At 40.8% G+C, this 23058-nt stretch carries 23 protein-coding genes; 12 read left to right on the top strand and 11 right to left on the bottom strand.

What is annotated here, in order from left to right; all coding sequences use genetic code 11:
- Positions 1 to 51: 51 nt before the first annotated feature.
- On the bottom strand, positions 52 to 1245 hold the full coding sequence (gene kbl / locus LKM37_02590; protein ID MCI1719902.1) for a glycine C-acetyltransferase: 1194 nt from the start codon (positions 1243 to 1245) through the stop codon (positions 52 to 54).
- Between the two features lie 208 nt (positions 1246 to 1453).
- Between kbl and trxA the strand changes: the two genes are divergently transcribed.
- The 3 genes from trxA to LKM37_02575 all read left to right on the top strand — a co-directional run bounded on the left by trxA (position 1454) and on the right by LKM37_02575 (position 3577).
- On the top strand, positions 1454 to 1771 hold the full coding sequence (gene trxA / locus LKM37_02585) for a thioredoxin (protein MCI1719901.1): 318 nt from the start codon (positions 1454 to 1456) through the stop codon (positions 1769 to 1771).
- Positions 1772 to 1895: 124 nt separating this feature from the next.
- The gene (locus LKM37_02580; protein ID MCI1719900.1) at positions 1896 to 2510 is read left to right on the top strand and encodes a PorT family protein; all 615 of its coding nucleotides are present in this window, start codon (positions 1896 to 1898) and stop codon (positions 2508 to 2510) included.
- 62 nt (positions 2511 to 2572) lie between these two features.
- Positions 2573 to 3577 (top strand): polyprenyl synthetase family protein, encoded by a 1005-nt coding sequence (locus LKM37_02575; protein MCI1719899.1) that lies wholly within the window; start codon positions 2573 to 2575, stop codon positions 3575 to 3577.
- Here the strand turns inward: LKM37_02575 and LKM37_02570 are convergent.
- The 7 genes from LKM37_02570 to LKM37_02540 are packed head-to-tail and all read right to left on the bottom strand — an operon-like array spanning position 3537 to position 11429.
- Positions 3537 to 4853 carry an amidohydrolase gene (locus tag LKM37_02570; GenBank protein ID MCI1719898.1) on the bottom strand — a complete coding sequence of 439 codons (1317 nt, stop codon included), beginning with the start codon at positions 4851 to 4853 and terminating at the stop codon, positions 3537 to 3539. The genes LKM37_02575 and LKM37_02570 overlap by 41 nt on opposite strands.
- On the bottom strand, positions 4805 to 5581 hold the full coding sequence (gene trmB / locus LKM37_02565) for a tRNA (guanosine(46)-N7)-methyltransferase TrmB (protein MCI1719897.1): 777 nt from the start codon (positions 5579 to 5581) through the stop codon (positions 4805 to 4807). The genes LKM37_02570 and trmB overlap by 49 nt, the downstream gene beginning before the upstream one ends.
- 6 nt (positions 5582 to 5587) lie before the next feature.
- Positions 5588 to 6076, bottom strand: a complete 489-nt coding sequence (locus LKM37_02560) for a hypothetical protein (GenBank protein ID MCI1719896.1) — start codon at positions 6074 to 6076, stop codon at positions 5588 to 5590.
- A gap of 3 nt (positions 6077 to 6079) precedes the next feature.
- Entirely contained in the window at positions 6080 to 7384 is a 1305-nt protein-coding gene (locus tag LKM37_02555; protein ID MCI1719895.1) for a hypothetical protein, read from the bottom strand.
- A gap of 3 nt (positions 7385 to 7387) precedes the next feature.
- Positions 7388 to 8599, bottom strand: a complete 1212-nt coding sequence (locus LKM37_02550; protein ID MCI1719894.1) for a hypothetical protein — start codon at positions 8597 to 8599, stop codon at positions 7388 to 7390.
- A 17-nt stretch (positions 8600 to 8616) separates the two neighbouring features.
- On the bottom strand, positions 8617 to 10512 hold the full coding sequence (locus tag LKM37_02545; protein ID MCI1719893.1) for a U32 family peptidase: 1896 nt from the start codon (positions 10510 to 10512) through the stop codon (positions 8617 to 8619).
- Entirely contained in the window at positions 10503 to 11429 is a 927-nt protein-coding gene (locus tag LKM37_02540) for a tetratricopeptide repeat protein (protein MCI1719892.1), read from the bottom strand. The genes LKM37_02545 and LKM37_02540 overlap by 10 nt, the downstream gene beginning before the upstream one ends.
- Positions 11430 to 11572: 143 nt before the next feature.
- Here LKM37_02540 and LKM37_02535 point away from each other — a divergent pair, with 143 nt between their 5' ends.
- The gene (locus LKM37_02535) at positions 11573 to 14446 is read left to right on the top strand and encodes an insulinase family protein (GenBank protein ID MCI1719891.1); all 2874 of its coding nucleotides are present in this window, start codon (positions 11573 to 11575) and stop codon (positions 14444 to 14446) included.
- A 5-nt stretch (positions 14447 to 14451) separates the two neighbouring features.
- Positions 14452 to 15018 carry a DUF3109 family protein gene (locus LKM37_02530; GenBank protein MCI1719890.1) on the top strand — a complete coding sequence of 189 codons (567 nt, stop codon included), beginning with the start codon at positions 14452 to 14454 and terminating at the stop codon, positions 15016 to 15018.
- Here the strand turns inward: LKM37_02530 and LKM37_02525 are convergent.
- Together LKM37_02525 and LKM37_02520 are read right to left on the bottom strand one after the other, a co-directional pair.
- Positions 14970 to 15179 carry a DUF2007 domain-containing protein gene (locus tag LKM37_02525; GenBank protein ID MCI1719889.1) on the bottom strand — a complete coding sequence of 70 codons (210 nt, stop codon included), beginning with the start codon at positions 15177 to 15179 and terminating at the stop codon, positions 14970 to 14972. The genes LKM37_02530 and LKM37_02525 overlap by 49 nt on opposite strands.
- A 1-nt stretch (position 15180) precedes the next feature.
- The gene (locus tag LKM37_02520; GenBank protein MCI1719888.1) at positions 15181 to 15705 is read right to left on the bottom strand and encodes a hypothetical protein; all 525 of its coding nucleotides are present in this window, start codon (positions 15703 to 15705) and stop codon (positions 15181 to 15183) included.
- A gap of 136 nt (positions 15706 to 15841) precedes the next feature.
- Here LKM37_02520 and LKM37_02515 point away from each other — a divergent pair, with 136 nt between their 5' ends.
- The 3 genes from LKM37_02515 to LKM37_02505 all read left to right on the top strand — a co-directional run bounded on the left by LKM37_02515 (position 15842) and on the right by LKM37_02505 (position 18903).
- Positions 15842 to 16714 (top strand): hypothetical protein, encoded by an 873-nt coding sequence (locus tag LKM37_02515; GenBank protein MCI1719887.1) that lies wholly within the window; start codon positions 15842 to 15844, stop codon positions 16712 to 16714.
- A 54-nt stretch (positions 16715 to 16768) separates the two neighbouring features.
- The gene (locus LKM37_02510; protein MCI1719886.1) at positions 16769 to 18070 is read left to right on the top strand and encodes a coproporphyrinogen III oxidase family protein; all 1302 of its coding nucleotides are present in this window, start codon (positions 16769 to 16771) and stop codon (positions 18068 to 18070) included.
- Positions 18071 to 18219: 149 nt separating this feature from the next.
- Positions 18220 to 18903 carry an alpha/beta hydrolase-fold protein gene (locus LKM37_02505; protein MCI1719885.1) on the top strand — a complete coding sequence of 228 codons (684 nt, stop codon included), beginning with the start codon at positions 18220 to 18222 and terminating at the stop codon, positions 18901 to 18903.
- Here the strand turns inward: LKM37_02505 and LKM37_02500 are convergent.
- Positions 18900 to 19565: a succinate dehydrogenase cytochrome b subunit gene (locus tag LKM37_02500; protein MCI1719884.1), complete on the bottom strand. Its 666-nt coding sequence runs from the start codon at positions 19563 to 19565 to the stop codon at positions 18900 to 18902. The two genes, LKM37_02505 and LKM37_02500, sit on opposite strands and share 4 nt — an antisense overlap.
- A 129-nt stretch (positions 19566 to 19694) precedes the next feature.
- Here LKM37_02500 and pyrH point away from each other — a divergent pair, with 129 nt between their 5' ends.
- The 4 genes from pyrH to LKM37_02480 all read left to right on the top strand — a co-directional run bounded on the left by pyrH (position 19695) and on the right by LKM37_02480 (position 22554).
- A complete protein-coding gene (gene pyrH / locus LKM37_02495) occupies positions 19695 to 20405 on the top strand; it encodes a UMP kinase (GenBank protein ID MCI1719883.1) in 711 nt (236 codons plus the stop codon).
- A gap of 43 nt (positions 20406 to 20448) precedes the next feature.
- Entirely contained in the window at positions 20449 to 20979 is a 531-nt protein-coding gene (locus tag LKM37_02490) for a TlpA family protein disulfide reductase (GenBank protein MCI1719882.1), read from the top strand.
- Between the two features lie 34 nt (positions 20980 to 21013).
- The gene (gene frr / locus LKM37_02485; GenBank protein MCI1719881.1) at positions 21014 to 21580 is read left to right on the top strand and encodes a ribosome recycling factor; all 567 of its coding nucleotides are present in this window, start codon (positions 21014 to 21016) and stop codon (positions 21578 to 21580) included.
- 413 nt (positions 21581 to 21993) lie between these two features.
- Positions 21994 to 22554, top strand: coding sequence for a hypothetical protein (locus tag LKM37_02480; protein ID MCI1719880.1), 561 nt, complete (start codon positions 21994 to 21996; stop codon positions 22552 to 22554).
- The last annotated feature ends 504 nt before the right edge of the window (positions 22555 to 23058 follow it).

Here is a 23058-nt window from a genome sequence, read left to right as displayed (position 1 = left end):
TTTTTAAACATTGTGTTAAACCGCGTTCAACCACCGCGTTAACCTGCCGGGTTATTTTTTCAAAACCCCAAGCTGCTTGCCAATCTTTGTGAAGGCGGCAACGGCGCGGTCCAGCTGTGCTTTGCTGTGGCCTGCGGAAACCTGTACGCGGATTCTTGCAAGGTCCTTAGGAACAACAGGATAGTAGAATCCTACAACATAGATTCCTTCATCCAGAAGTTTTGCAGCCATCTGCTGAGACAATTTTGCATCATAAAGCATGATTGCGCAAATTGCAGATTGTGTAGGCTTTATATCAAAGCCGGCCTTCTTCATTTTCTCTACAAAGTATTTTGTATTTGCATGAAGTTTATCCTGCAGTTTGTTGGTCTTGCTCATCATGTTGAACATCTCTATTCCGGCAGCAGCAACCATTGGAGGGATTGAGTTTGAGAATAGATAAGGTCTTGAGCGTTGGCGCAATAGCTCAACTATCTCTTTCTTGCCTGTTACAAATCCGCCGACTGCACCGCCAAAGGATTTGCCAAGTGTTCCGGTAAGGATTTCAATCTTGCCTCTCAGGTGATGAAGTTCTGTAGTACCGCGTCCGGTTTTTCCTACAACTCCAGCGGAGTGAGACTCATCTACCATAATCATTGCATTGTACTTCTGAGCCAGCTTGTACATCTGGTCAAGAGGCGTAACGTTGCCGTCCATAGAGAATACACCGTCGGAGACAATGATTCTATAGCGCTGTTTCTGAGCCTGTTTTAGACATTTCTCCAGCTCTTTCATATCTGCGTTTGCATATCTGTAGCGGACAGCCTTGCAAAGTCTTACGCCGTCTATGATTGAAGCGTGGTTAAGGGAGTCTGAAATAATGGCATCTTCTTCTGTGAATAGGGGCTCAAATACTCCGCCGTTTGCATCAAAGCAAGAAGTGTAAAGGATAGTGTCCTCTGTTCCAAAAAATTCTGCAATTTTTTTCTCCAGCTCTTTCTGAAGATCTCCTGTTCCGCAAATGAAGCGGACAGATGACATTCCGTATCCTCTCTTATCCATGGCAGCTTTGGCAGCCTTGATAAGTCTTGGATTATCAGATAGTCCCAGATAGTTGTTAGCGCAAAAGTTTAAAACTTTCTTCCCGCCTTTAACTGTAATATCGGCGCGCTGAGGGGATGTTATAATTCTCTCATCTTTATACAAACCAGCATCCTTAATGGATTTTATTTCTGATTTAAGATGTGCTTGAAAATCTTTATACATGTTATTAAAATTTATAGTGTAATTTTTTTTGCCTTGGTAAATATTATGTGTCAGCGAATATATACTGAATATTAATACCTTATATTTTTAACATAACAAATTTACAATTTCTGAGAAAATAATACTAATTTAGCAACTGAAAATTGGCTCTGTTTTTGAAACAGAAACACAAAAGAATTTATAATTAACAATCATTAATTTTTCAATTATGGAAGTAACAGTTGGAGATGCTAATTTTAAGGAGGTTGTTCTGGAGAGCAAACTTCCCGTTATGGTAGATTTTTGGGCAACATGGTGTGGTCCTTGCCGCATGATAAGTCCTATTGTTGAAGAACTTGCAAAGGAGTATGACGGAAAGGTTGTGGTTGCTAAATGCAATGTAGATGAGGCCTCTGAAGCTCCTGCAAACTACGGTATTAGAAACATTCCTACTCTTTTGTTCTTTAAGAACGGAGAGATTAAAGATAAGCTTGTAGGTTCAAACCCAAAGGCGGCTATTGAGGAGAAGTTAAAAGCTCTTCTATAAGCAACGGATCATTTGTGCGGCTGCAAAGGTTTGCACCGGGCTTTGATTGTTGCAAATGTTAGTGCGGCAAAGTATTTGTCGCGACAGGTAATTAAATAATTACAACTCTTAAAAGAATTGCGTTATGAAAACACCCTTGAAAGTTCTATGTATTGCGCTGACAGCATGCATTTTGGCTGCTGTGCCTGCAGGAGCGCAGACCGGTCTTGGTATCAAAGCAGGAATCTATACAAATCAGCTTAGCGATTTGGAACACTATGATATGCACAGTAATCTTGGTTTCCAGGCTGGCGTCTTGTATAAAATTAATTTGCCGATGGGGTTTGCAATCCAACCGGAACTGCTTTATGTAGAGAGGAATACAAAGTTGGAGAACAACGCCGGTACAACCGCGACATCCAAGGATAAATATAATTTAAAATATCTTCAGGTACCCGTAAGCATTCAGTGGGGACCAAATTTGATGCTAGTACGCCCTTATGTTCAAGTAGTTCCGTACATGAACTTTTTGATGGGGAAGAAATTTACAAATGGTGCAGATTTTGGCGACTTGCATAAGGCAAACACCGGCATAGGAGTTGGAGCCGGACTGGATGTTTGGAAACTGCAAATAAGCGGAAGATACAATTGGGATTTCAATAAAATGGGCAATACGGACGGTACGACTTATTCCAGCTACAAGGAGCTTAAGCAGTCCAAGGGGAGAGGTCTTGAATTCTCTATCGCATACATTTTTTAGCAATCCAAGTTGCAATAACTCGGAAGTTTTAATGGTGGCTAATTAGCTGAATATCCCTTATAATGACGGATTTAGAAGATGCAAAAAAAGAGCTTGGCTCTGATTTCAAAAAGTATAGGCAGACGCTTTCAGTGGCTGTGCAGAGTGAAGATGTGCTTCTATCCAGAATTAACTCATATATAATTGCTAATGAGGGAAAAGAGCTTAGACCTGTTCTTTCTCTTATAGCGGGAAAAGCTTGCGGAACTTTGGTTCCTCTGAGTTATTATTGTGCAGTTGTTGCAGAGATGATTCATAATGCAACACTTATGCATGATGATGTTGCGGATGATGCCGATATGAGACGCGGCGTTCCCTCTATAAATGCTCAATTTTCCGCAGCCGCTTCAGTTCTGTCGGGAGACTTCTGGCTTGCCAGAGCGCTGCACATTCTTACTACAAAATGCGGCAGCAAAATTCTTGGCTGTTTTACAGATGCGGTTCAGAAAATGGCTGAAGGTGAGATGATTCAGATGAGCAAGGCGGAATCTTTGGATACGAGCGAACAGGATTATTATGATATCATAGAGCGCAAAACCGCAAGTTTGTTTAAGGCGACAATTAAGAGTGCCGCTTATGCTGTAAAAGCAGAAAGGGTTGTGGTTGAGGCAATGACACATTACGCAGAGCATCTTGGTCTTGCTTTTCAAATGCGAGATGATATTTTTGATTACTCTCCAAAAATGAAAACCGGGAAAATGGCGGGGGCAGATTTAAAGGAGAGAAAAATCACCTTGCCGTTACTTTGTGCTATGGATAATTGTCCCGACAGTTCCGAAAGAATTCGCAAACTTATCGGCAATATAGAGAACACAAAAATAAAAGGGACTCAGATAAAACCTCATGAAGCAGTTATCATTGAGGAAGTTACCAAGTTCGTATACAAGTACGACGGCTTGAAGGATGCGCAAAAGAAACTAGAGGAACAGAGTTCTCTTGCAGTTAATGCGCTTGCTCTTATACCACCGAGCAGAGAGAAAAATCACCTTATCGAGTTTGCTGAATTTGTTGGAAAACGGAACAAATAATTTTTATTCCATCAGCAATTAAATTATCATCAAAATCAAAACCGGGAGTGTGAATCGGAGCATGCTTCTCTCCTGCGCCCATGTTAAAAAACGTAGCCTTTGTGTTGTGTGTGAAATAGGTGTAATCGTCTGAACCATGCTCGCCTATTGGGTCATGTTTTGTACTGTATCCCAGCTTTTTAGCTACTTTCTCCACAAGATTTGCAAACTGAATATTGTTTAATGTTGCAGGGAATGCATCAGAGTATGAAATTATGCATTTGAATGCATTTTTAGCTGCGCTCTTTCCTGTTTTACTTTTGTGCGTTTTTGCAAATTTGATATTCTCAGCTTCTATAATTTTTTTTGCACTTTTTTCTATAGCGGCTGTAAGTCTCTTTAATTTAGCATCTTCATTTGCGCGCGCTGTAATTCTTACCGCTCCGTTTCCTGGAGTGATGCCGTAATCCTTTGTCCCGACAGTAAAATTAACTATTGTGGAAAATGCATCTTTCGTATCCAGTTTTCTTACGCTCTCTATAATTTTTATCACAGCATCTGTTGGATTGGCTGCATCCTGAGGGTTGCCGGCGTGTGATGTGTGGCCGTTGATTAAAATTTCCATTCCGGTAGATGCCCACGCATAGGTTTTATTAAACACAACTATCTGATGTTCTTTATGTCCCGGGGAATTGTGCAGGCCAAGAGTATAATCAAATTTCATTTTTTTCTTCTTGAGTTCTGCAACCATTTTTTTTGCCCCTGTGCCAATTTCCTCCTCCTCCTGGAACAGCAAATAGATGTCTCCTTTGTCTAGCAGATTTCCATATTCTGCCGCATTATTGCTCTTCTTGCCTCTTGATTCTGCAAGTGTTTTTGCAACTCCGCACAATATAGCCATGTGACCGTCGTGACCACAAGAGTGAGCGATACCGTTATATTTTGAAGAGTAGGGGACTCCTGACTTTTCAGTAATTGGGAGTGCGTCTAACTCACAGCGTACCAGTAAACTACGTCCGGGTTTCTTGCCTTTGTAATGGGCTATAATTCCATAGCCGGTCACATTTGTCATCAGCTCGTCCGGTTTGCATTTTTTTAGAAAATCCACAATTACTTTTGCTGTTTCCCCCTCATTGCCTGATAGGCAAGGGTGACTGTGGATAGTGTGTCTTAGATTAATAATTTCTGAAAGGTCTGTCATAATAGATGTACAATTAAGTGCGATATTGCAGCCGGTTATTGCCGCTGCTATCTTATATTTTTCTTTGTTCTTCCCTTTTCCTCTTCTGATTTCCAAAAATCTTTATTCCAAGCTGGTTCTGAAAATTGCTTAATATCAAGAGGAAGCAGAAAAGCAAGATACGTTATTTTTAATCCTTGCGAAAGGAAAAATTTTTCATAAAAAGTTTGTACTGTTAACAATTCCGGCGGGAAATTCTGAGTGTTGCCTTTCTGCGCTTCCGCGTAAATATCTGAACTGCAAGCCAATATCTTGCATTTGTTTTGCTCGGCGATGGCTTTTGTGTACTCATGCAAAAAGCGGCTGTCGGTTTTAAGATGAATTATTCCTCCCGGAATAAGGAACTTATTGTAGCGCTGTAAAAAAAGAGTTCCGGTCAATCGTTTGCGCGGGCTTTGCATTTGCGGGTCTGCAAACGTTATCCAAATCTCAGCTATTTCATCTTTTGCAAAAATCCACTCTATAAAGTCTATGCTTGTGCGGATGAAAATCACATTGGATAATTTATTGTTTTCTACGTATTTAGCCCCTTTCCACAGACGGGCGCCCTTTATATCTATTCCTATAAAATTTCTTTGAGGATATTTCTCTGCAAGCGCAATTGTGTATTCTCCTTTGCCGCAGCCAAGTTCCAGCGTAATGGGATTGTTATTTTTGAAAACATCAGAATTCCACTTTCCTTTGAATACATAATCCGTACGGAATACCTCTTGCATTGAGGGCTGGAGCAGACACTTAAAATTTTCATTCTGCCTGAATTTTTCTGATTTGCCTATGCTGCTCATAATCAGTTATCTGTATGACACGCCAATCCCAATCACATTATCATACGCAGAATTATTTTTTGATAAGTGCCTTAGAATTATTCTCCATCTTCCTGGGATATCTACATTAATGTTATTCATGTATGGCCACTGAATTTCTATTATCCTTCCGCTCTTGCGGTATACGCCTTCTACTTGCGTTACGTTCAAAGGCAGATTAACGGTATCAAAATATTTTTTGCTATCGGGAGAAATAAAAGCAATAAAAACCGGCAAGCTGTCAATTGCTGCAAGCTTCTCATTGTTAAGTATTTGAGCACATAGATAAATTTTGCCCGGAGCTATTCCTTCTCTTATGTCCAAGGACAAGTTTGCAGAAGTGTTATTGTGCCAGCCTTTTGTAATTCCAAAATCTTTAAAGTCATACTCCTTCAACGGCTCTGTGCATGAGCATAAAGCCCATAAGCAAAAAGCAAGTACAGGAATAGTTTTAAATATATGTTTGAATTTTGGCAATTATTATTTGTTTTCTTTTGGTTGCTGTGAAGATTTTTGAGGCTGTTGAGCAGGGCGTTGTGCAGGCTGTTGTTGAGCAGGGCGTTGTGCAGGCTGTTGCTGAGCAGGATGTTGTGCAGGCTGTTGTTGTGCAGAATGTTGTGTTGGCTGTTGTTGAGGCTGCTGCTGAGACTGCTTCTGGTTGTGCCATTTGTTTTTTCCGCGGTTGCGTTTTTTCTTGCGCTCTTCATCAAATCTTGTTATGCTGTCTTCTCCCGCCGCGCTCTTGAATTCCGGTATTTTTTCATCAGGTGTTTCCATCAAAGAATCTCCCTTTTCTCCGCGCCTATTCATCTCCATAATATCTTTAACCTCACGTGATTTAAGAGGGAATATCTGGGCCATGCTATGCTCATCATAAGAGAACCACATTATTCCCTTAAGAATGTCTGTCTTAACAAGATATACATCTCCGTCTTCCAAACGCAACGGATCGGTTACTCTTGGCAATCTTTCTCTTGCGTCCACGTATATGGCTGCTTCATAATTTATGCAGCACTTAAGTTTTCCGCACTGGCCTGCAAGTTTCTGGGGATTCAAAGAAAGGTCCTGGCATCTTGCCGCTGCTGTAGTAATAGACTGGAAATCATTCATATATCTAGAACAGCAAAGCGGCTGTCCGCAGACTCCTATTCCTCCAATCAGTCCCGCTTCCTGTCTTGCGCCAATCTGCTTCATCTCTATTCTGATATGAAATTCTTCTGCAAAATTTTTAATCAGCTGTCTGAAATCTACGCGCTCATCTGCAATGTAATAGAAGATTGCCTTTGACCCATCGCCTTGGAATTCAACATCTCCAATCTTCATGTTAAGTCCAAGGTCCGCAGCCATTTGCCTGGAGCGAATCATCGTATTATGCTCACGAGCAATAGCTTCCTGCCATTTCTCAATATCGGCCTCTTTAGCTCTTCTATAAATTTTCTTAAACTCAAAAGAAGAAGGTTCAATTTTCATCCTCTTAAGCTGACTTGCTATTACAGGTCCCGACAGTGTTATAATGCCAACGTCATATCCGTTTTGTGCCTCTGTTACAACAATATCCCCCTCTCTCAGCGTCTGTCCGGAATCATTTTTAAAAATAGCTTTTCTGGTATTTTTAAAGCGCACCTCAAAAAGAAGCTTCATGTCTTCCTCCGGAATTCCGCTTAGCCAGTTGAACACGCTTCTTTCACAACATTTTGGATTGTAAGAACATACAAGTTCTCCCTCTTTGGTTCTCCAAACCTCGCAGCCTCTTTGGCAATCGTATTTTTTATCGCTACTTCCCATATATTAAACTTTTAAATAGAGCCTGTCGCATAAATCACAGAACACAAATTTGGCGTTCACGTTTCTTTCTATGCAACTTATGGCGTCATTAAAATATTCTGCGCAAATCTGGAAAAAGTCCACATCCAAATTGCGGCTCATTTTTTCTAATTCCTCTTTGTGAACCGGATTCATGTATGCAATTTCCGGTAAATTCATCTTAAGAGCATACATCTCTCTCAGCAACTCTAAAGCGTTCATAAAGAATGCCTTCTGCTCCTCCTTTCCCTGTGCGGCCATATCGTTTCCAAGCGTCAGCAAATCGGGTAAATTTTTATCAATGCTCAAATTTAGCATGTTAATGAAGTTGGTATAATTTTCCGCGCTCTCATCACTTTGGCTTATAAGCTCTACTGCTTTGCCATAACTCCCCTGAGCACATTCTGCCCACATTTTTGCAGTTGCGCCGTCCAGCTTAAAGTTTTTTATAATTCCCTCTGTCATAGATTCTTCATCTACGGGAGGAACCTCTACTAATCTGCATCTGGAACGGATTGTTGTAATAATTTTCCCGGGATCATTGGTAATCAAGAAAAAGAAAGTTCCCGGACTTGGCTCCTCTATATTTTTAAGCAGTTTATTAGATGCTTCTGCATTCATTCTCTCCGGGAACATCATTAGCACAACTTTATCTCCTCCCTCGTATGCGCTGAAACTCAATTTGTTGATAATCCATGTCGCCTCCGATACTCCAATAATTCCCAGCTTATTTTCCAATCCCAGCTTTCTATACAAGTCTTGCTCAGAAAAGTATGGATTTTTTTTCACAAGTTCTCTGAATAATCCATAGTACATGTCAATGGAGACTTTCTTCCCTTTCTCTACAAGCTGAGATGTGTTAATTGGAAATACAAAATGGACATCCGGATGGACTAAATCTGTCATTTTTTTGCATCCCCCGCAAATTCCGCAAGAATCGGGGGCCGATTCATTCACCGTGCTTGTATCTCCTTCTCCAACAGATGTTTCTGCACCAAACAGGCCGCCTCCTTCTTGCTCTGCTACCCATCTTTTGTTTTTGCAAAACATATACTGCAGCAAAGAAAGCACAAGGGGAAGCGCTCCGCACCCAGGCTTCTCAGCAAACAGAATAGCATGGGGAATACGGTCGTTATCCACCATATTCTTCAAGTTTGCCGCAATCTCCTTATGTCCTATTAAATCTGAGAATTTCATCTATCGTGAGAGAGCTGCTATTCGTCTCCGCCCTCTGCTGCAAAATTACTCTTTTTTATGAGCATTTCACAAGCGGCGCAGTCAAACTCCAGCTCAAGTTTGTTTTTCCCGTTCAAAAGGTAGAGTTTTTCATTTTTCTGCCCCGGGTTTTTAAGGCACATCCCAAGCTGGTATCTGATACAATATTTTGTCCGCATCAGCACCGCCTTCTTTGGCTGTAAAATTTCAAAGGCTGGAGCTATCTTTTTAAATCCCAGCTCTTTATATATTTCTCCCGATAGTTTGTTGGATGAATTGGCTAAGTATGAGACCCCGTCCGAGCCGTCAGAACAGTTTTTAAGGGCGGCCGGCGCAATATCTCTTGCCAATGCTAAATTGCAATTTAATTTCTCCTTCTCTTTAGATTCAGAGCATGCGATTTTTTCAGCAAGATTTCTTCTTATGCCATTAAGAACAGCCGCAGTGTAAAAGAAAATATTATCCCCAAGAACCTTGCTCACATTAAATCTGCAAACTCCGCCGCTTTTGCTTAATTGCCTGATTATATTTTGTTTAGCAAATTCGGGTTTCTCGGCGGCAGTCCCCTCCGCAGGGAATTCATACTCCCATTTCTCCTCCTCCGGCCACGAACATTTAATTTTCACTGAGTGTTCTCCAGGGGTTACGTCAATATCATAAGGAATAAATCTTTGAGGAAGATTTTTCTCCAGCTCTTTCTCAAATTCAAAACTGTAATTTCTGTAAATGATTGAATATAAAGATATTCTAAATTTCTCTGTGGTAATTGTCCAATCTCCGGAATTGCTGTTTGCCCTGGCTCCCAAGATTTGTCCTGCCGGAGTTTTGAAACATAGTCCGTCGCCATTTACAATTCTTTTTCCGCTGTGCTTAAATTGCAGGAAACCGTCGCGATTATAAGAGATACTTGTCACTTTCCCGATGGGCTCTCCTATGTATTTTGCTCCGTCGGTGCTGTTCCAGTCACCACGTTTACCGTTGATATACAGCTGTGTATAGCTGCGGTTAAAAGTTGCATCAGGATTGGGGGCAAAGCCTCCGTTGCAAATTCCGCGGGAAGCCCTTGAGTAAATAACAGAGGAATTTTTAGAGGCATTGTTATTTTCTATGAACTTGTTAATTGCTAAATCATAGTATCTTACAATGTTTCTTACGTAAGAAATATTTTTTAAACGCCCCTCTATTTTAAATGAAGTTATACCGGCGTTTGCCAAATCTGCAATATGACTTGATAGATTGAAATCTTTTAGTGAAAGGAGCGGCTTGTTACGTGCAATTATCTCTCCGTCAGCATTTACCAGAGTATAATCTGACCTGCATGCCTGGGCGCATTCTCCGCGGTTTGCGCTGCGCCCTGTCAAATATTTTGAGAGATAACATTGTCCGCTGTAGCAAACGCATAAAGCTCCGTGCACAAAAAATTCAAGCTGACACTTTACTTTTTTTCTAATGTTTTCTATTTGCCCGATAGAAAGTTCCCTTGCAAGAATTAATCTTTTAAAACCCAGAGCCTCCAGAAGCGCCGCCTTTTCCGGCGTTCTGATATCGGTTTGAGTAGATGCAAAGAGCGGAATTGGCGGAAGATTCATTTTGAGCAGCGCAAAGTCCTGGACTATAATCCCTTTGCAACCTGCATCATAAGCCCTCCAGGCATACTCCTCCGCCAGGGGAAGCTCAGAGTCATACAAAATAGTATTTATTGTTGTGTAAACTTTTGCTCCAAATTTTCCAGCATAAGAACACAGATTGGCAATATCTTCAAAGGAATTGCCCGCCGCTTCTCTTGCCCCAAATTTTGGGCCCGCTATATAAACGGAATCGGCACCGCAGTCAATAGCCGCGATACCGATTTCTTTATTTTTTGCAGGAGCTAAAAGCTCAAGTTTTATTTGCATTTCAAAGCAGCAATTTTACTCTTTGCAAAAGCGCCAAACTGCTTGTCAGTTAGAATTCTCTTGTAGTATGCGCATGCATTTGGAGTGCTTCCGCTCTTCTCATAGCATGTTGCAAGATAGTAGAAAGTAGTAGAGTTTTGCTGTGCTTTCTTTAACAATGAAATAGCCTTTGCATAACTCTTCATATTAGCTGCAGCCATTCCGCCGTAAAGACTTGCCTGTGCATTTGTGCCAAAACTGTTAACTTTTTCTGCTGCTGCAACTGCTGCAGAATAGTTCTTTGCCTGAAAAGCAGATGCAAGCTTGTTGAAGTACATGGTAGATAGCTGTTTATTTGCAGCGTCTGCCTGTCCGTTATCCTTTGCTTTTGTAAATGCGTCCTCTGCAGATGCTTCATCTCCGGAAGCTGCATAAGCCATTCCAAGTCTTAAGTAAGCATTTCCATCAGAAGGGGTATACTCCAAAGTTTCTTTGTATTTAGCAACTGCTTCTGTGAAATTCTTAGCATTTAGAGCATTATCTCCAAGCATCATAGTAATCTGAGGGATAAGGTCTCCGGCAGATTCAGCTGTTTCTGTTCCGCCATATTCTTTTGCCTTTGCAACTGTTGCCTCTAAGCCTGCAAGTGCGCCGGCATAATCCTTTGCATCCAGTTTTTTAGTTGCGGCCTGAAGAAGAATCTTTGGGATAATGTCTTTGCAATCAGAAACCATCTGTTTCCCCTCTTCTCCTGCGGCGGTTGCAAGTTTCATTGCTTCATTGAAGCCGGTAACTGCCTCTGTTTCATTGCCTGCCGTAAATGCATCTTTTGCTTTGTTAAAAGCCTCTGTTGCTGCAGTCATGTCCTGTGCAAATGCGCCTGCAGATACGAATAATGCAAGAGCAAGTGTCATTAAAAACGTGTTGATTCTTTTCATGTGTCTATTATTTTAAAAAGGTTTATCCGTTCAATTGAAATTTTTCTCAGACTCTAGAGACAAAATTAATAAAAAAAATGGGCGCTTACGCAAACAAGACCATAAATTCTTAATTTTGCAATGTCAGGAAAATACGCAATGTCATGAGAAAAAAATCATTCATATTAGTTGTCCTCTTCTCTCTTTTTTTTATTCCCGATAGTTTCTCTCAGGTAAAAGACCCGGCTAAACTTCCGGATGACCCAAGGGTAAAGACCGGGACGCTGGCCAACGGCCTCTCCTACATCATTATCAAAAACCAGGCCCAAAAAGGGTTAGCCGATTTTTGCGTTGCGCAAAAAGTGGGAACCGTGCTGGAGAACAGCGGAAGGGAGGGCTCTTTTAAATTATTGGAACTGCTTGCTACAAAAGGTACTAGGAATTTTGAGGGTTCTACAATTTTAAGTTACCTGCAATCCCTTGGTGTTAAGGGGAATGATATATCTTTTAACACCGGCAAAGATGAGACAACATACCTGATAAAAAATATACCTGTCGGGAGGCCAAATACAATAGATTCTTCTCTGCTGATTCTTTATAACTGGATGAGTTCCATTAATGTTGATGAAGATGACTTGGAGAAAGAAAGACCAATTTTGGTGAATATGGCGCTAAATAATTGGGATGCTTCTTCCAGGCTGGATAACCAGGAAATAAAAAATGTTTTTCCGGACAGCCCTTACGGAAGAGAATTAAACCCTTCCAACATTAAAAGCATTAAGAATCTATCTTCCAAGGATTTGCGTACGTTTTACTATAATTGGTGCAGACCGGATTTGCAATGTGTTATTGTTGTTGGGGATGTTGACCCGGCAAAACTTGAGACTCAAATTAAATCAGCTTTTGCCACTATTCCAAAGCCGCTGAAACCGGAAACCAGGGATTATTATATTCCTAAAAAATTTGCCGGAGTTAAAGCGGTGCTTCTTAAGGATGCAGAGTATGATAAGACAACTGTCTCCATAAGTTTTCTAAAAGAGCCTCTGCTTGAAAAATATAAAACCACCAATATCCCTTATATTCAGGAGTATATGGATGATGCTATCACAAGTTTGCTGCAGGATAGAATAAGGGAGGGAATAGTGCAGCAAAGTCTGCCGATTTTTAATGTTAATATCAGCACGGGAAAATTCATGGGCGTTGAGAAAAGTTCCGCGTATACAATTTCATTTGAGACACTGCCCAATACCGTTTACGCATCTCTTGCTTTTATAAGCGGCGAGATAGATAAAATGGGGAAGTTTGGATTTAATAATCAGGAGTTTAACAAATCCGTAGAGATTTATTGGAGGCGGCTGGAGAACTTTTATGATAACAGGGCTTCCGCTCCAAATGATGTTTATCTGAACAGAGCGCTTGATAATTTTTACGGCGGTTATTCTTTAGCCAGCACAGAGCTGAAGTTTGCAATTATGAAGCAGGTTTTGTTCTCTCTTAATCTTAGTGATTTGAACGGTTATGCAAAGGCTTTGCTGGACCAGAATGACAACATAGTAATTGCGTGCCGCATGCCGGATGTAAAGGGGATAGAGCAGCTTTCCAAAGAGCGCGTATTAGCCTCATACACAGAATCTCTTGGCAAAGGCCCGTCTGAGTATAAAAATGCTCCTATATTAAAATGGCCGGATGTTGTTCCAACTGTGGCTGCCAATATTATTTCAGATACGGAAGATCCAATTACCGGCGCCTATGTGTTGACTTTGTCTAACGGGGCTACAATTGTTCTAAAGCATACAACAGATTCTAAAGACACAATCGCTTTTAAGGCCGTTAGCAAAGGGGGATTTTCTTTAATGTCCGGGGTGAATTCCGGCAATGAGGATTTTATTAACGGCGTATTAAATCTTGGAGGACTTGGCAATATTTCTCAGGCAAATATGCAGCGTCTTTATGATTATAACCACATGAATGTTTTTGCTAAAATTTTGCAAAACACAGAGGAGATAAACGGGTATGGAATTGCGGCCAATGCTGAGAAACTATTTCAGGCGTTAAATCTGAGCATGACAAGCCGTAGAAAAGATAATGCGGCATTTGACATTTATAAACAGAAGATGGTGTATAATACTATGTATCACTCACTTTCTCCGGAGAGAACTTTTGCGGATACCGTTAACTATTATCAAAACAGCAATAAAAATTTTGTAGCGCCAATTACCGCAGAACAAATTAATGGTTATGACTACACGGATATGCTAAATAACCTTAATCAAAGGTTTTCAAATGCGGCTGACTTTACTTTCATCTTCGCCGGCAACTTTGATGTACAGGCATTTAAAGATTATGCAGTTAAATATATCGGCAGCATCCCGGGAGATGCAACGGAGAAAGAGAATGCGATAGTTGTTCCAAATTATTTTGCCAAAGGCGTGGTAAATAAAAGATTCTTGTTTAAGATGGATGTACCGCGTACATACGTTAATTTTACGCTCTCTTGCGGAGCCGAGTTTAACATTAGAAATGAGATACTTGGGGAGATGACTCAAACTTTGCTGGAAGACACCTATCGCGGTGAGCTTAGACATTTTTCTACTAATTATAAAATCACGACAGATCTTAAAGATTATCCGGAAAATATTTTTGTAGCAAGCTCATATTTTGAGACTGACAGCACGTCTGCTACGGAGCTGGAATATGCGATAGTAAAAAAGCTTGATGGCGTTTCAAACGGCGGGATTTCAGATGCACAGTTTAAGGAACTTGCAAATGAAGTAGCCGATAAATTTAATTCAAACAACAGAGGTAATTCCTACTGGCTGACCACATTAGAGAGACGCTATATTTTGGGAAAAGATTTCTATAATAATTTTTCCAATGAACTTTCCGGCATAAGCAAGAGTGAATTCTCAAAGTTTATTGCAGGACTTTTATCAGGCAATAGGATATCTGTTATAATGGATGGTACCACACATGATGTGGAGACGGAAAAGCTGTTGAAGGAGGATACCTTCATAAAGGATTATTTTGACGTTAATTAGAGGTGATAATCAGAATTAAAGATTGCCTTGTAAGCTCGGAAATAATTACCGAGTGTTTCTCTTGCGACTATGTTAGATGCAAGGGGTGTTGTTGCGTAATTGGAGATAGCGGCGCTCCGCTTGATGCGCGCGAGCCTGCTTTGCTGGAGAAAGAGTTTGAAAATTACAAAAAATATCTGCCCGGAGTCTCTTTGCAAACTATTAAAGACCAAGGATTTTCCGTTATTGATGCTGACGGGGATTTAGTCACGCCGCTTGTTAACGGGCATGAATGCGCATACTCTTTTACAGATGAAAAAGGTTATACTTTTTGTGCCGTTGAAAAGAGCAGTTGCGGATTTCGCAAGCCAATTTCCTGCTGGCTTTATCCTATAAGAGTATCACGTCTTTCGAATGGACTTTATGCTTTAAACTTAAGCCGGGAACACCTTTGCCGTGAGGCATTTGAGAAAGGAGCAAAAGAAAAGGTCCCCGTTTTTAAATTCTTGCGGGAACCTTTAATTTACAGATTTGGAGAAGATTTTTATTCCTCTTTGGAAGTGGCTTCAATTAGCTTAAGCGCACGTTCATAATTCTCATCTTCTACCGCCAGGTCAATAGTGCCCAGGTCTGTAGGCAGACCTGCAAATACCTGATTCTGATTTAGTACCGCTGCCGGTATTCCCTCATTCTCAAGCATTCCTTTTGCAATGTTTGCTGCAAAAGCATCTGTGTAATGTTTTACAACTTTCATATTATTGATTCTCGTTAGCTTTTTCCTGAGCATCCTCTTCCGCCTTCTGCATAATCCACTCAATATTGTGGCTGAAGCGGACAACATCTGCGCGTATTCCTGTTACAAGTACGGTGCCATTTGAATATTTAATTGTAAGCACATCCTCAAATAGGCGCATAAAGCGGATAAACATATTTCTGTGATGGTAAATCATTGTACTTCCCTCAAAATCTTTATCTTCCCTTACAAAATTCATGTGAGCTTCAGCAAGCATGTTTTGAATCTCTGTCTTGTGCTCCTCATAGTGTTTTCCAACTGGAATTTCTCTCTTGCCGTAACCAATGAAAGGATATGCAAATGAGAAGACTGTAAAGAACAAAATTAAATTTCTTTCATTGCCTTTGAACATATCCATAGGGGTCAGTCCCGCTGCATGCTGTGATGTGTAGAAAATGATGCAGATAAGGATTACAAAAAAGACAAAAATGAAAATGAAATATTTAACCACTCTTAGCAAATATTTCCCTACGCCGTTTTGATTCATATTCTCTGTATGTTAGTTAAGCAAAAGTACAAATTATTATTCTTACATTTGCGTATGCGGCATCATATATGCAGGAATCTTTTATACATAGCATAAATGCTCAATAAAATAGACAAAGCGTTAATACTTTATCATTATGGAAAATAAATACAAAGTTATCATTGGAGTACTGGCGGCTGTTGCTGCAATACTTTTGGGAGTCTTGATTTATGTCCTGGTACAGAAAAATACTATGAAGCAGGATATTAGCGGACTCACGATAGATAAGACCACTCTTACGCAGCAGATGACACAGCTGCAGAGCGATTATGCAAATCTTTCCTCCACGAATGACACAATTAATACTCAGCTTCAGGTAGAAAGAGAGAAAGTTGCAGAACTTATTCAGAAAGTCAACAATACAAAGTCAACCGACCAGGCAAAGCTGATGAAATATGAGCGCGAACTTGGAACTTTGAGGTCTATTATGAAAGGTTATATCAGACAGATAGACTCTTTGAATACCTTGAATGTCAGCCTGAAGAAAGAGACCGCAGCTGCAAAGCAGGAGGCGCAGGAGAGCAACACAAAGTACAATGACCTTAAGACAACAACGGATGAACTTGGCAAGCAAGTAGAGAAGGGCTCAGTTGTCAAAGGGCGCGGTCTTAACATTGTCGGACTTAACGGAAACGGCAGAGAGACAAATCGCAGCAGCAGAGTTCAGAAGCTAAAGAGCTGCCTGAATCTGGTAGAAAATTCTATTGCAAAGACAGGCCCTATGACCGTGTATATCAGGGTTAAAGGTCCCGATGGAATTTTAATGACAAACGGTGGTCAGCAGGTCTTTACGGCAGGCGGAGAGCAGATGATTTATTCAGCATCCAGAGAGGTAGATTATGAAGGAGCCGAGATTGAAGTTTGCGTATACTTTGAACCGTCGGGAGTAAAATTCACAAAGGGCGTTTATACAATTGATGCCTATACAAACCGCGGCTTGCTTGGAACAGCTCAAATTTATTTGAAGTAAGCTGAGGTGACGGATACATCTGATGCAGAGTAGATGTTAAGATGATTTGAACTGATGGCCGGCATATATGTACACATCCCTTTTTGTAATTCATTCTGTATATATTGCGGTTTCTATTCAGTTATAAATAAGCAAATCAGAGAGAGTTATATTCCTGCGCTCAAAAGAGAAATCTCCGGGCGCAGGAATTTTTTTGATGCCGGTACCGAGCAAAATGCTAACTCAAATTTTTCCGAGGCAGGCGCGAAAATCAGCACATTGTATTTTGGAGGCGGCACACCGTCTGTTCTGCAAATCCCTAAGCTGGAGGAGATTGTGCGGTGTCTCAAAGAGAATTTTCAGTTTGCTGCACAAGTAAAATTACCTGCCGGCGGAGCGGATAAATTTGCTGCGGAAGGTGAAGGCAAGTTTGTTGCAGGGCGTGAAGGTAAGTTTGAATTCACGGTTGAAGTTAATCCGGATGATATTACACCGGAATATGCTGCCGGTCTGAAATCTATTGGAGTAAACCGCATAAGCATGGGCGTACAATCATTTATTGATGAGCATCTTAAATGGATGCATCGCCGTCATACCTCTGCGGATGCAATAAATGCTTATCACATTTTGAGAGATGCCGGGTTTGACAACATTAGCCTGGATTTGATTTTTGGTTTTGCGGGTTTGACCACTCAGCAATGGAGATATAATTTAATCAAAATCACATCTTTGCGGCCGGACCACATCTCAGCCTATCAGCTGAGCATAGATGAAGGTACAACGCTGGAGGCGCTGGCCAATCATGGAAAATACGAACCTCTTAGCGCTGATGAATGTGCTGCGCAATATGCTATGCTTCAGGATATTCTCTCTGCCGCAGGTTATGACCAATATGAGATTTCCAACTTTGCACGCCGGGTGCCAGCGTCATCATTTTCACAATCACAGTCTTGCTGCAATTCACCATTTCAGTCACAGCATAACAGCAACTACTGGAACAAAACTCCCTACCTTGGACTTGGTCCGGGTGCCCATTCGTTTGACGGACACAATCAACGAGAGTGGAATTTCCCTAACGTTATAAACTACTGCAATCCGCAAACCAAAGAAATCCGTTCAGGCGAAACTCTCACCGAAAAAGACATCTTCAATGAATCCATAATGCTTGGTCTGCGCCAAATTAACGGCTTGGATTTAAGCACGTTAAACAAGGACCTTCTAAAGATTATCTTGCCCGTCATCGCCCGCCTGGAGGATGAACATCTCCTGCTCCAAGAAAATCTTAAGGATGATTCCGGCCGTGAAAAATTTATTATTAAAATCCCGACAGATAAATTTTTCATTTCAGATTCCATCATGCGGGATTTATTCGTGTAATAAACTAGTTTACAGGCAAGCGGAGCGTGCAGTTCCGTGGCGAAGCCACGTATACCACAAAACGGCACGGCGCTTTGTGCCGGGCCGTACTGCATGCGAGTGAAACGAGCATGCAATTTTGCACAACTTGAATTATCTTCGCATAGCAAATGAAAAGTTTAAACATAGCTGGAAAGAAGATTAACATTTTTGGAGAGGAAAACGCACCTTCTCCAATTGTATATCTGCATACATTTGAGCATGAGGGGAGTATTGTGTGGGAGCAGTGCCGGAAGATAGGTACCAAAAAATTTATTTTGGTTGAGATTGACGGGGTGGATTGGAATGCGGATATGTCTCCCTGGCCGATTGAGAAATTGTTTGCAGGAGATATTCCGTGTTCAGGCAAGGCGGCTCAGTGGATGCAAGTTATTGTTTCCCAGATTATTCCGGAGGTAGAAAGAAATATAGGAGCCACAAAGCGTTTTATAGCAGGGTATTCTTTAGCCGGGCTGTTTGCACTTTGGGCTGGCTATAACACAGATATTTTTGACGGTATAATATCAGGTTCCGGTTCTTTCTGGTTTCCAGGCTTTATAGAATATGTCCGCAAAACGGAGATGAAGCGCACCCCTTGCTCAATATATTTATCACTAGGGGACAGAGAAAGCCACGTGAAGAATGAAACTCTTAACAAAGTGGAGGAGAATACTTTATGGCTCTATAATCACTATCGGGAGAAAGGATATAATGCTCGCTTTGAGTTCAATACAGGAAACCATTATATGCAAACCCAGCGGCGTATCGCCAAGGGTATTAGATGGTCTTTATCAGTTAATAACCAATGTTATTAGCAAATCATCCAGTTTGAATACAGGAACGCTTTTGTTGCGACGGCAATGAAAATCAGGACAAGAAGTGATGAGTAAATAATGCCGATGACCCTTAAGCGAGGAAGCCAATTTTGATTGTTCCAGCCTATTGTTTGGAATGCGCTCCAGAAACCGTGGTTAAGGTGTAGCCAAAGGCATACAAACCACAGAATGTACATAATGTATATGCGCAAGTTTCCAAATGTAAACTCCAAAGATTCAGGGCCTTTTGCAGATTCATTTCCCAAAAATTCCTGCAGCTGCATCTTTGCCCAGAAATCATAAAGGTGCAAGCCTATTCCAATTAAAATCAGCAAGCCAAGAATAATCATGTTCCTGGAAGCCCATCCGTCTGATTGTGACTTGTTTGCAACGGCATATCTTACAGGGCCGCGTGCCTTGTAATCTCTAATGTAAAGGATGAAGGCATATATTATGTGTACGATAAATCCGGCAGCCAGTATTGGAACAATAGCTGTAATAAAAGGGAGTTTCATAAAATCGCATCCTGCCTGAAATGCCTCTCTGCTAACTAAATACAAGCTATTAATTGAAGCGTGAATTGTCAGGAATAAAATAAGAAACAACCCGCTTATGCTCATGACCAGCTTCCTGCCTATAGATTCTGTAAAAATATTTGACATAAATAATACCTCTCTAATTTTTGTGCGGCAAAGATAAAATCTAAGTTTCTAAAAAACAATAATAGGCACGCAAGTTGCATTTTTGGGGCTAAATAATTATTTTCGTAGTTGATTTTTGTGGATAAAGTTATGAAATTCAAGAGGGTATTACTAAAACTTAGCGGAGAGAGCATGGGCGGTTCCAAAGGAGCCGGCTTTGATTCTGACGCTATTAGGGCATATGCGGATGAAATTGCAAAGGCTGTAAAAGGCGGAACTCAGGTTGGGATTGTAGTTGGAGGGGGAAATATCTTCCGCGGCGTAGCCGGCACAAAGGCTGGTTTTGACCGCGTAAAGGGGGACCAGATGGGTATGCTCGCGACAGTTATTAACGGTATGGCGCTTGCGCAGTTTATTAAGGATAAATGGGTGAATGCAGAGGTCTTTACTGCACTTCCAATGGAACCTGTTGCAAGGTACTACAGCAAGGAGAAGGCGATTGAGGTTTTGGAGAATGGCGGCGTTGCAATTTTTACTGCAGGTACAGGTAATCCTTTTTTCACGACAGATTCTGCGGCGGCTTTGAGAGCTTGTGAGATTGAGGCGGATGCGCTGCTTAAGGGGACGCGCGTAGATGGCGTTTATGATAGCGATCCGGAGAAGAATCCAAAAGCAAAGAAATATGATACTTTAACATTTGACAAAGCGCTGGCTGATAACCTTAAGGTTATGGACCAGACAGCTTTTGCAATGTGCAAAGAGAGCGATATGCCAATCATAGTTTTTGATGTAAACACTCACGGCAATTTAACTAAATTGCTTGAGGGAGAGAAGGTTGGCACAACAGTTACAATGAAATAAGTAACTGTTTTTCTAAGGAATAATAATAAAAGAAGAAAATATTATGAGAAAAATTTTGATGTTATTGGCAGCTGTATTGTTTACGGCAGGTATTGCTTCCGCTCAGAAGAATGCGGACGCAGACGGCAACTATGTAAAAGTTGGCGAACAAGTTCCAAGTTTCACCATTACTATGCTTAATGGTAAAACATTGAACATTAATAATTTAAAGGGCAAGGTTGTCTTGGTCAATTTTTGGGCTACATGGTGCCCTTATTGCGTACAGGAACTTACAAGATTCCCGGAGGAGATTGTAAAGAAATTTGCAGGAAAAGATTTTGCAGTTGTATGCGTTGATAGAATGGACGGCAAGAGAGAGACTAAAGCAAAGGTTGAGGAGTTTATGAAGTCTAAGGGATATAAATTCCCTGTTGGCCTGGATGATGGCGGCAAAGTTTTTGGAATGTTTGCAACAAGCGGAATTCCAAGAAATTATGTGATTGGCAAGGACGGCAAGATTGCTTACATCGGAGTTGGTTATGACAAAGAGGAGTTTGCAAAATTGCAGGCTGCTATAGAAGAGGCAAAAAAATAACTGTCGGGATTAAAAAGAATTTAAACTTATAATTATGGATATTTCTGTTTCCAAAAATTGCATTGCACAGGCCAAAGACAAAATGGAAAAGGCTGTTGTGCATCTAGAGGAAGAGTTGAAAACTTTCAGAGCAGGCAAGGCTAATCCTTCTGTTTTCAATAACGTTATGGTTGATTACTACGGTACGCCTACAGCTATTCCAAAAGTTTCTTCCGTCTCTACGCCGGACCCCAAGTCTATTGTTATTCAACCTTGGGAGAAGAAGATGGTAGCGCCTATAGTTAAGGCGATTATGGATGCCAATCTTGGTTTCACTCCTATCAACAACGGAGAAAATGTCAGGATTAATATTCCTCCTTTGACAGAGGAACGCCGCAAGGAGCTTTGCAAAGAGGCTCGTACTTCCGGTGAGAATGCAAAGATGAGCGTCCGTACTGCAAGACGTGATGCTGTTGAGGCTCATAAGAAATTTAAAAAGGACGGTCTGGAGGAGGATATCTGCAAAGATGCAGAGGATGAAATCCAAAAGATGACAGACTCTTACGCTAAGAAAATTGATACGATTGTTGAGGCCAAAGAGAAAGAGGTCATGACCGTATAGGGTAATCGTATAAGAAAGTTAAGATTGAAAAAACGGGCAGAATTGTTCTGCCCGTTTTTTTTGCAATGTTGTGCCACAACTTTGAAAAACTGATTGATTTACAGGGGCTTTCAAAATATCGCTCAGAAGGGTCTAGATTTGGGTTTTTGTTAATTGATTGATGGTGTGCGTGTTAACGCATTGTTAAAATCAAAAATCGGAAAAATCAAATCGCTTAACTTTATGTGAATCAACATATTGTCAAAAACCCAAATCTAAGTGCCTCCTACGCGGTTTTTAAAATATCCTCCGGATGTGTCTGTGGAGGAGGTTGTTCCAGAAAAAAGAAAGTTTACCTAAATTTGATTCACGATAGTTCCAGAAACGTTGAACATTACCCTTAAACTGTCGAGATAAAAAAACATGCTGCCGTTATGAAAAAGATAATAGTTGTACTGGGTATGATGTTATTGTGCGGATTAAGTGCAAAGGCACAAAACCTTTTGTCATATAAGGATTCTTTAGATATTTATGAGGGAACATGGAAATATGAAAATACTCAAACAAAAGAAATCTTCATTATTAAGCTAACTCAATTTACGGATCACAGTAAAAGTAATGTCCGTTACGGATATTTGGGAACATATTCATATTATAAGAACTCGTCAGAGGTGGTTAATTCACATGGGATAAAGATGCCATTGAATTATTTAACAGCATATTACAGTATTCCTTTGGAAGTTTCTGTCAAAATACCAATAGCGTTATATTGTATGGGTGGTGCTTCAAAGTTATGTTTGGGTTTTCATGATTTGACATACAAAAAGTTTGAAGCAGGCGGATATGTTCAACTGCTCTCCACAAAGTCCGGAGCTGAGAAACTTTTGTGGTATCCGCAGAATGGAGAGGGCGTAAGGACTTATATCGTAGGAGAGCCGGAAGAGCCGGATGGATTTTCTGTTCCGGTGAACGTGGTGATGACCAAGGTGCATTAGATAGGGAACAGTTGTGGCACAACTTTGCAAAACGGATTGATTTACAGTGGCTTGCAAAATGTGGCTCAGAAGGGCCTAGAAAGGCAAAAAATTACCCTATTTGACTATCAGGAACTTACGGCGTTTTTAATTTTCTCAAAAATTCAGACCCTTATAATACGCAGATTGTTAAGTAATTAACTTTTTGCCTTTCTGTGCGTTCTGTGAAGGGTGCAGCTGTACGTTCTGAGGGGGTTCAGCTGTGGGCTCGGCGATGGTATGCAACAATTGACTTTTTTTTGACTATAACGGAAAGAATTTTTTTCTAACTTTAACATACATTTAAACATAAACAAATATGATAACGGTAAGAATGCGGCGCATGCCTCTGCTCCACCGTTGTTCCAAGTGCCAGTGTCTTGCGCTGTTCTGTTCAACTTTACTATTATGTCTTCTATCGTCCTGTGCCAAAGACTATTTCCAGTCTTCACGGGAAGATGACAAGGCATACGGTTCAAACGGGAT

The sequence above is a fragment of the Bacteroidales bacterium genome (assembly GCA_022647615.1).
Lineage (GTDB): Bacteria > Bacteroidota > Bacteroidia > Bacteroidales > UBA932 > Egerieousia.
This window is presented reverse-complemented; position numbering and strand designations above follow the sequence as displayed.

Excerpts from the sequence above, each read along its gene's own strand:
- pyrH (MCI1719883.1), top strand. The coding sequence starts at position 19,695 with ATGAAATTCAAGAGGGTATTACTAAAACTTAGCGGAGAGAGCATGGGC.
- LKM37_02480 (MCI1719880.1), top strand. The coding sequence starts at position 21,994 with ATGAAAAAGATAATAGTTGTACTGGGTATGATGTTATTGTGCGGATTA.
- LKM37_02535 (MCI1719891.1), top strand. The coding sequence starts at position 11,573 with ATGAGAAAAAAATCATTCATATTAGTTGTCCTCTTCTCTCTTTTTTTT.
- LKM37_02490 (MCI1719882.1), top strand. The coding sequence starts at position 20,449 with ATGAGAAAAATTTTGATGTTATTGGCAGCTGTATTGTTTACGGCAGGT.
- LKM37_02505 (MCI1719885.1), top strand. The coding sequence starts at position 18,220 with ATGAAAAGTTTAAACATAGCTGGAAAGAAGATTAACATTTTTGGAGAG.
- trxA (MCI1719901.1), top strand. The coding sequence starts at position 1,454 with ATGGAAGTAACAGTTGGAGATGCTAATTTTAAGGAGGTTGTTCTGGAG.
- LKM37_02500 (MCI1719884.1), bottom strand. The coding sequence starts at position 19,565 with ATGTCAAATATTTTTACAGAATCTATAGGCAGGAAGCTGGTCATGAGC.
- LKM37_02515 (MCI1719887.1), top strand. The coding sequence starts at position 15,842 with ATGGAAAATAAATACAAAGTTATCATTGGAGTACTGGCGGCTGTTGCT.
- kbl (MCI1719902.1), bottom strand. The coding sequence starts at position 1,245 with ATGTATAAAGATTTTCAAGCACATCTTAAATCAGAAATAAAATCCATT.
- LKM37_02555 (MCI1719895.1), bottom strand. The coding sequence starts at position 7,384 with ATGGGAAGTAGCGATAAAAAATACGATTGCCAAAGAGGCTGCGAGGTT.
- LKM37_02540 (MCI1719892.1), bottom strand. The coding sequence starts at position 11,429 with ATGAAAAGAATCAACACGTTTTTAATGACACTTGCTCTTGCATTATTC.
- LKM37_02580 (MCI1719900.1), top strand. The coding sequence starts at position 1,896 with ATGAAAACACCCTTGAAAGTTCTATGTATTGCGCTGACAGCATGCATT.
- LKM37_02525 (MCI1719889.1), bottom strand. The coding sequence starts at position 15,179 with ATGAAAGTTGTAAAACATTACACAGATGCTTTTGCAGCAAACATTGCA.
- frr (MCI1719881.1), top strand. The coding sequence starts at position 21,014 with ATGGATATTTCTGTTTCCAAAAATTGCATTGCACAGGCCAAAGACAAA.
- LKM37_02575 (MCI1719899.1), top strand. The coding sequence starts at position 2,573 with ATGACGGATTTAGAAGATGCAAAAAAAGAGCTTGGCTCTGATTTCAAA.
- LKM37_02510 (MCI1719886.1), top strand. The coding sequence starts at position 16,769 with ATGGCCGGCATATATGTACACATCCCTTTTTGTAATTCATTCTGTATA.
- LKM37_02550 (MCI1719894.1), bottom strand. The coding sequence starts at position 8,599 with ATGAAATTCTCAGATTTAATAGGACATAAGGAGATTGCGGCAAACTTG.
- LKM37_02520 (MCI1719888.1), bottom strand. The coding sequence starts at position 15,705 with ATGAATCAAAACGGCGTAGGGAAATATTTGCTAAGAGTGGTTAAATAT.
- trmB (MCI1719897.1), bottom strand. The coding sequence starts at position 5,581 with ATGAGCAGCATAGGCAAATCAGAAAAATTCAGGCAGAATGAAAATTTT.
- LKM37_02545 (MCI1719893.1), bottom strand. The coding sequence starts at position 10,512 with ATGCAAATAAAACTTGAGCTTTTAGCTCCTGCAAAAAATAAAGAAATC.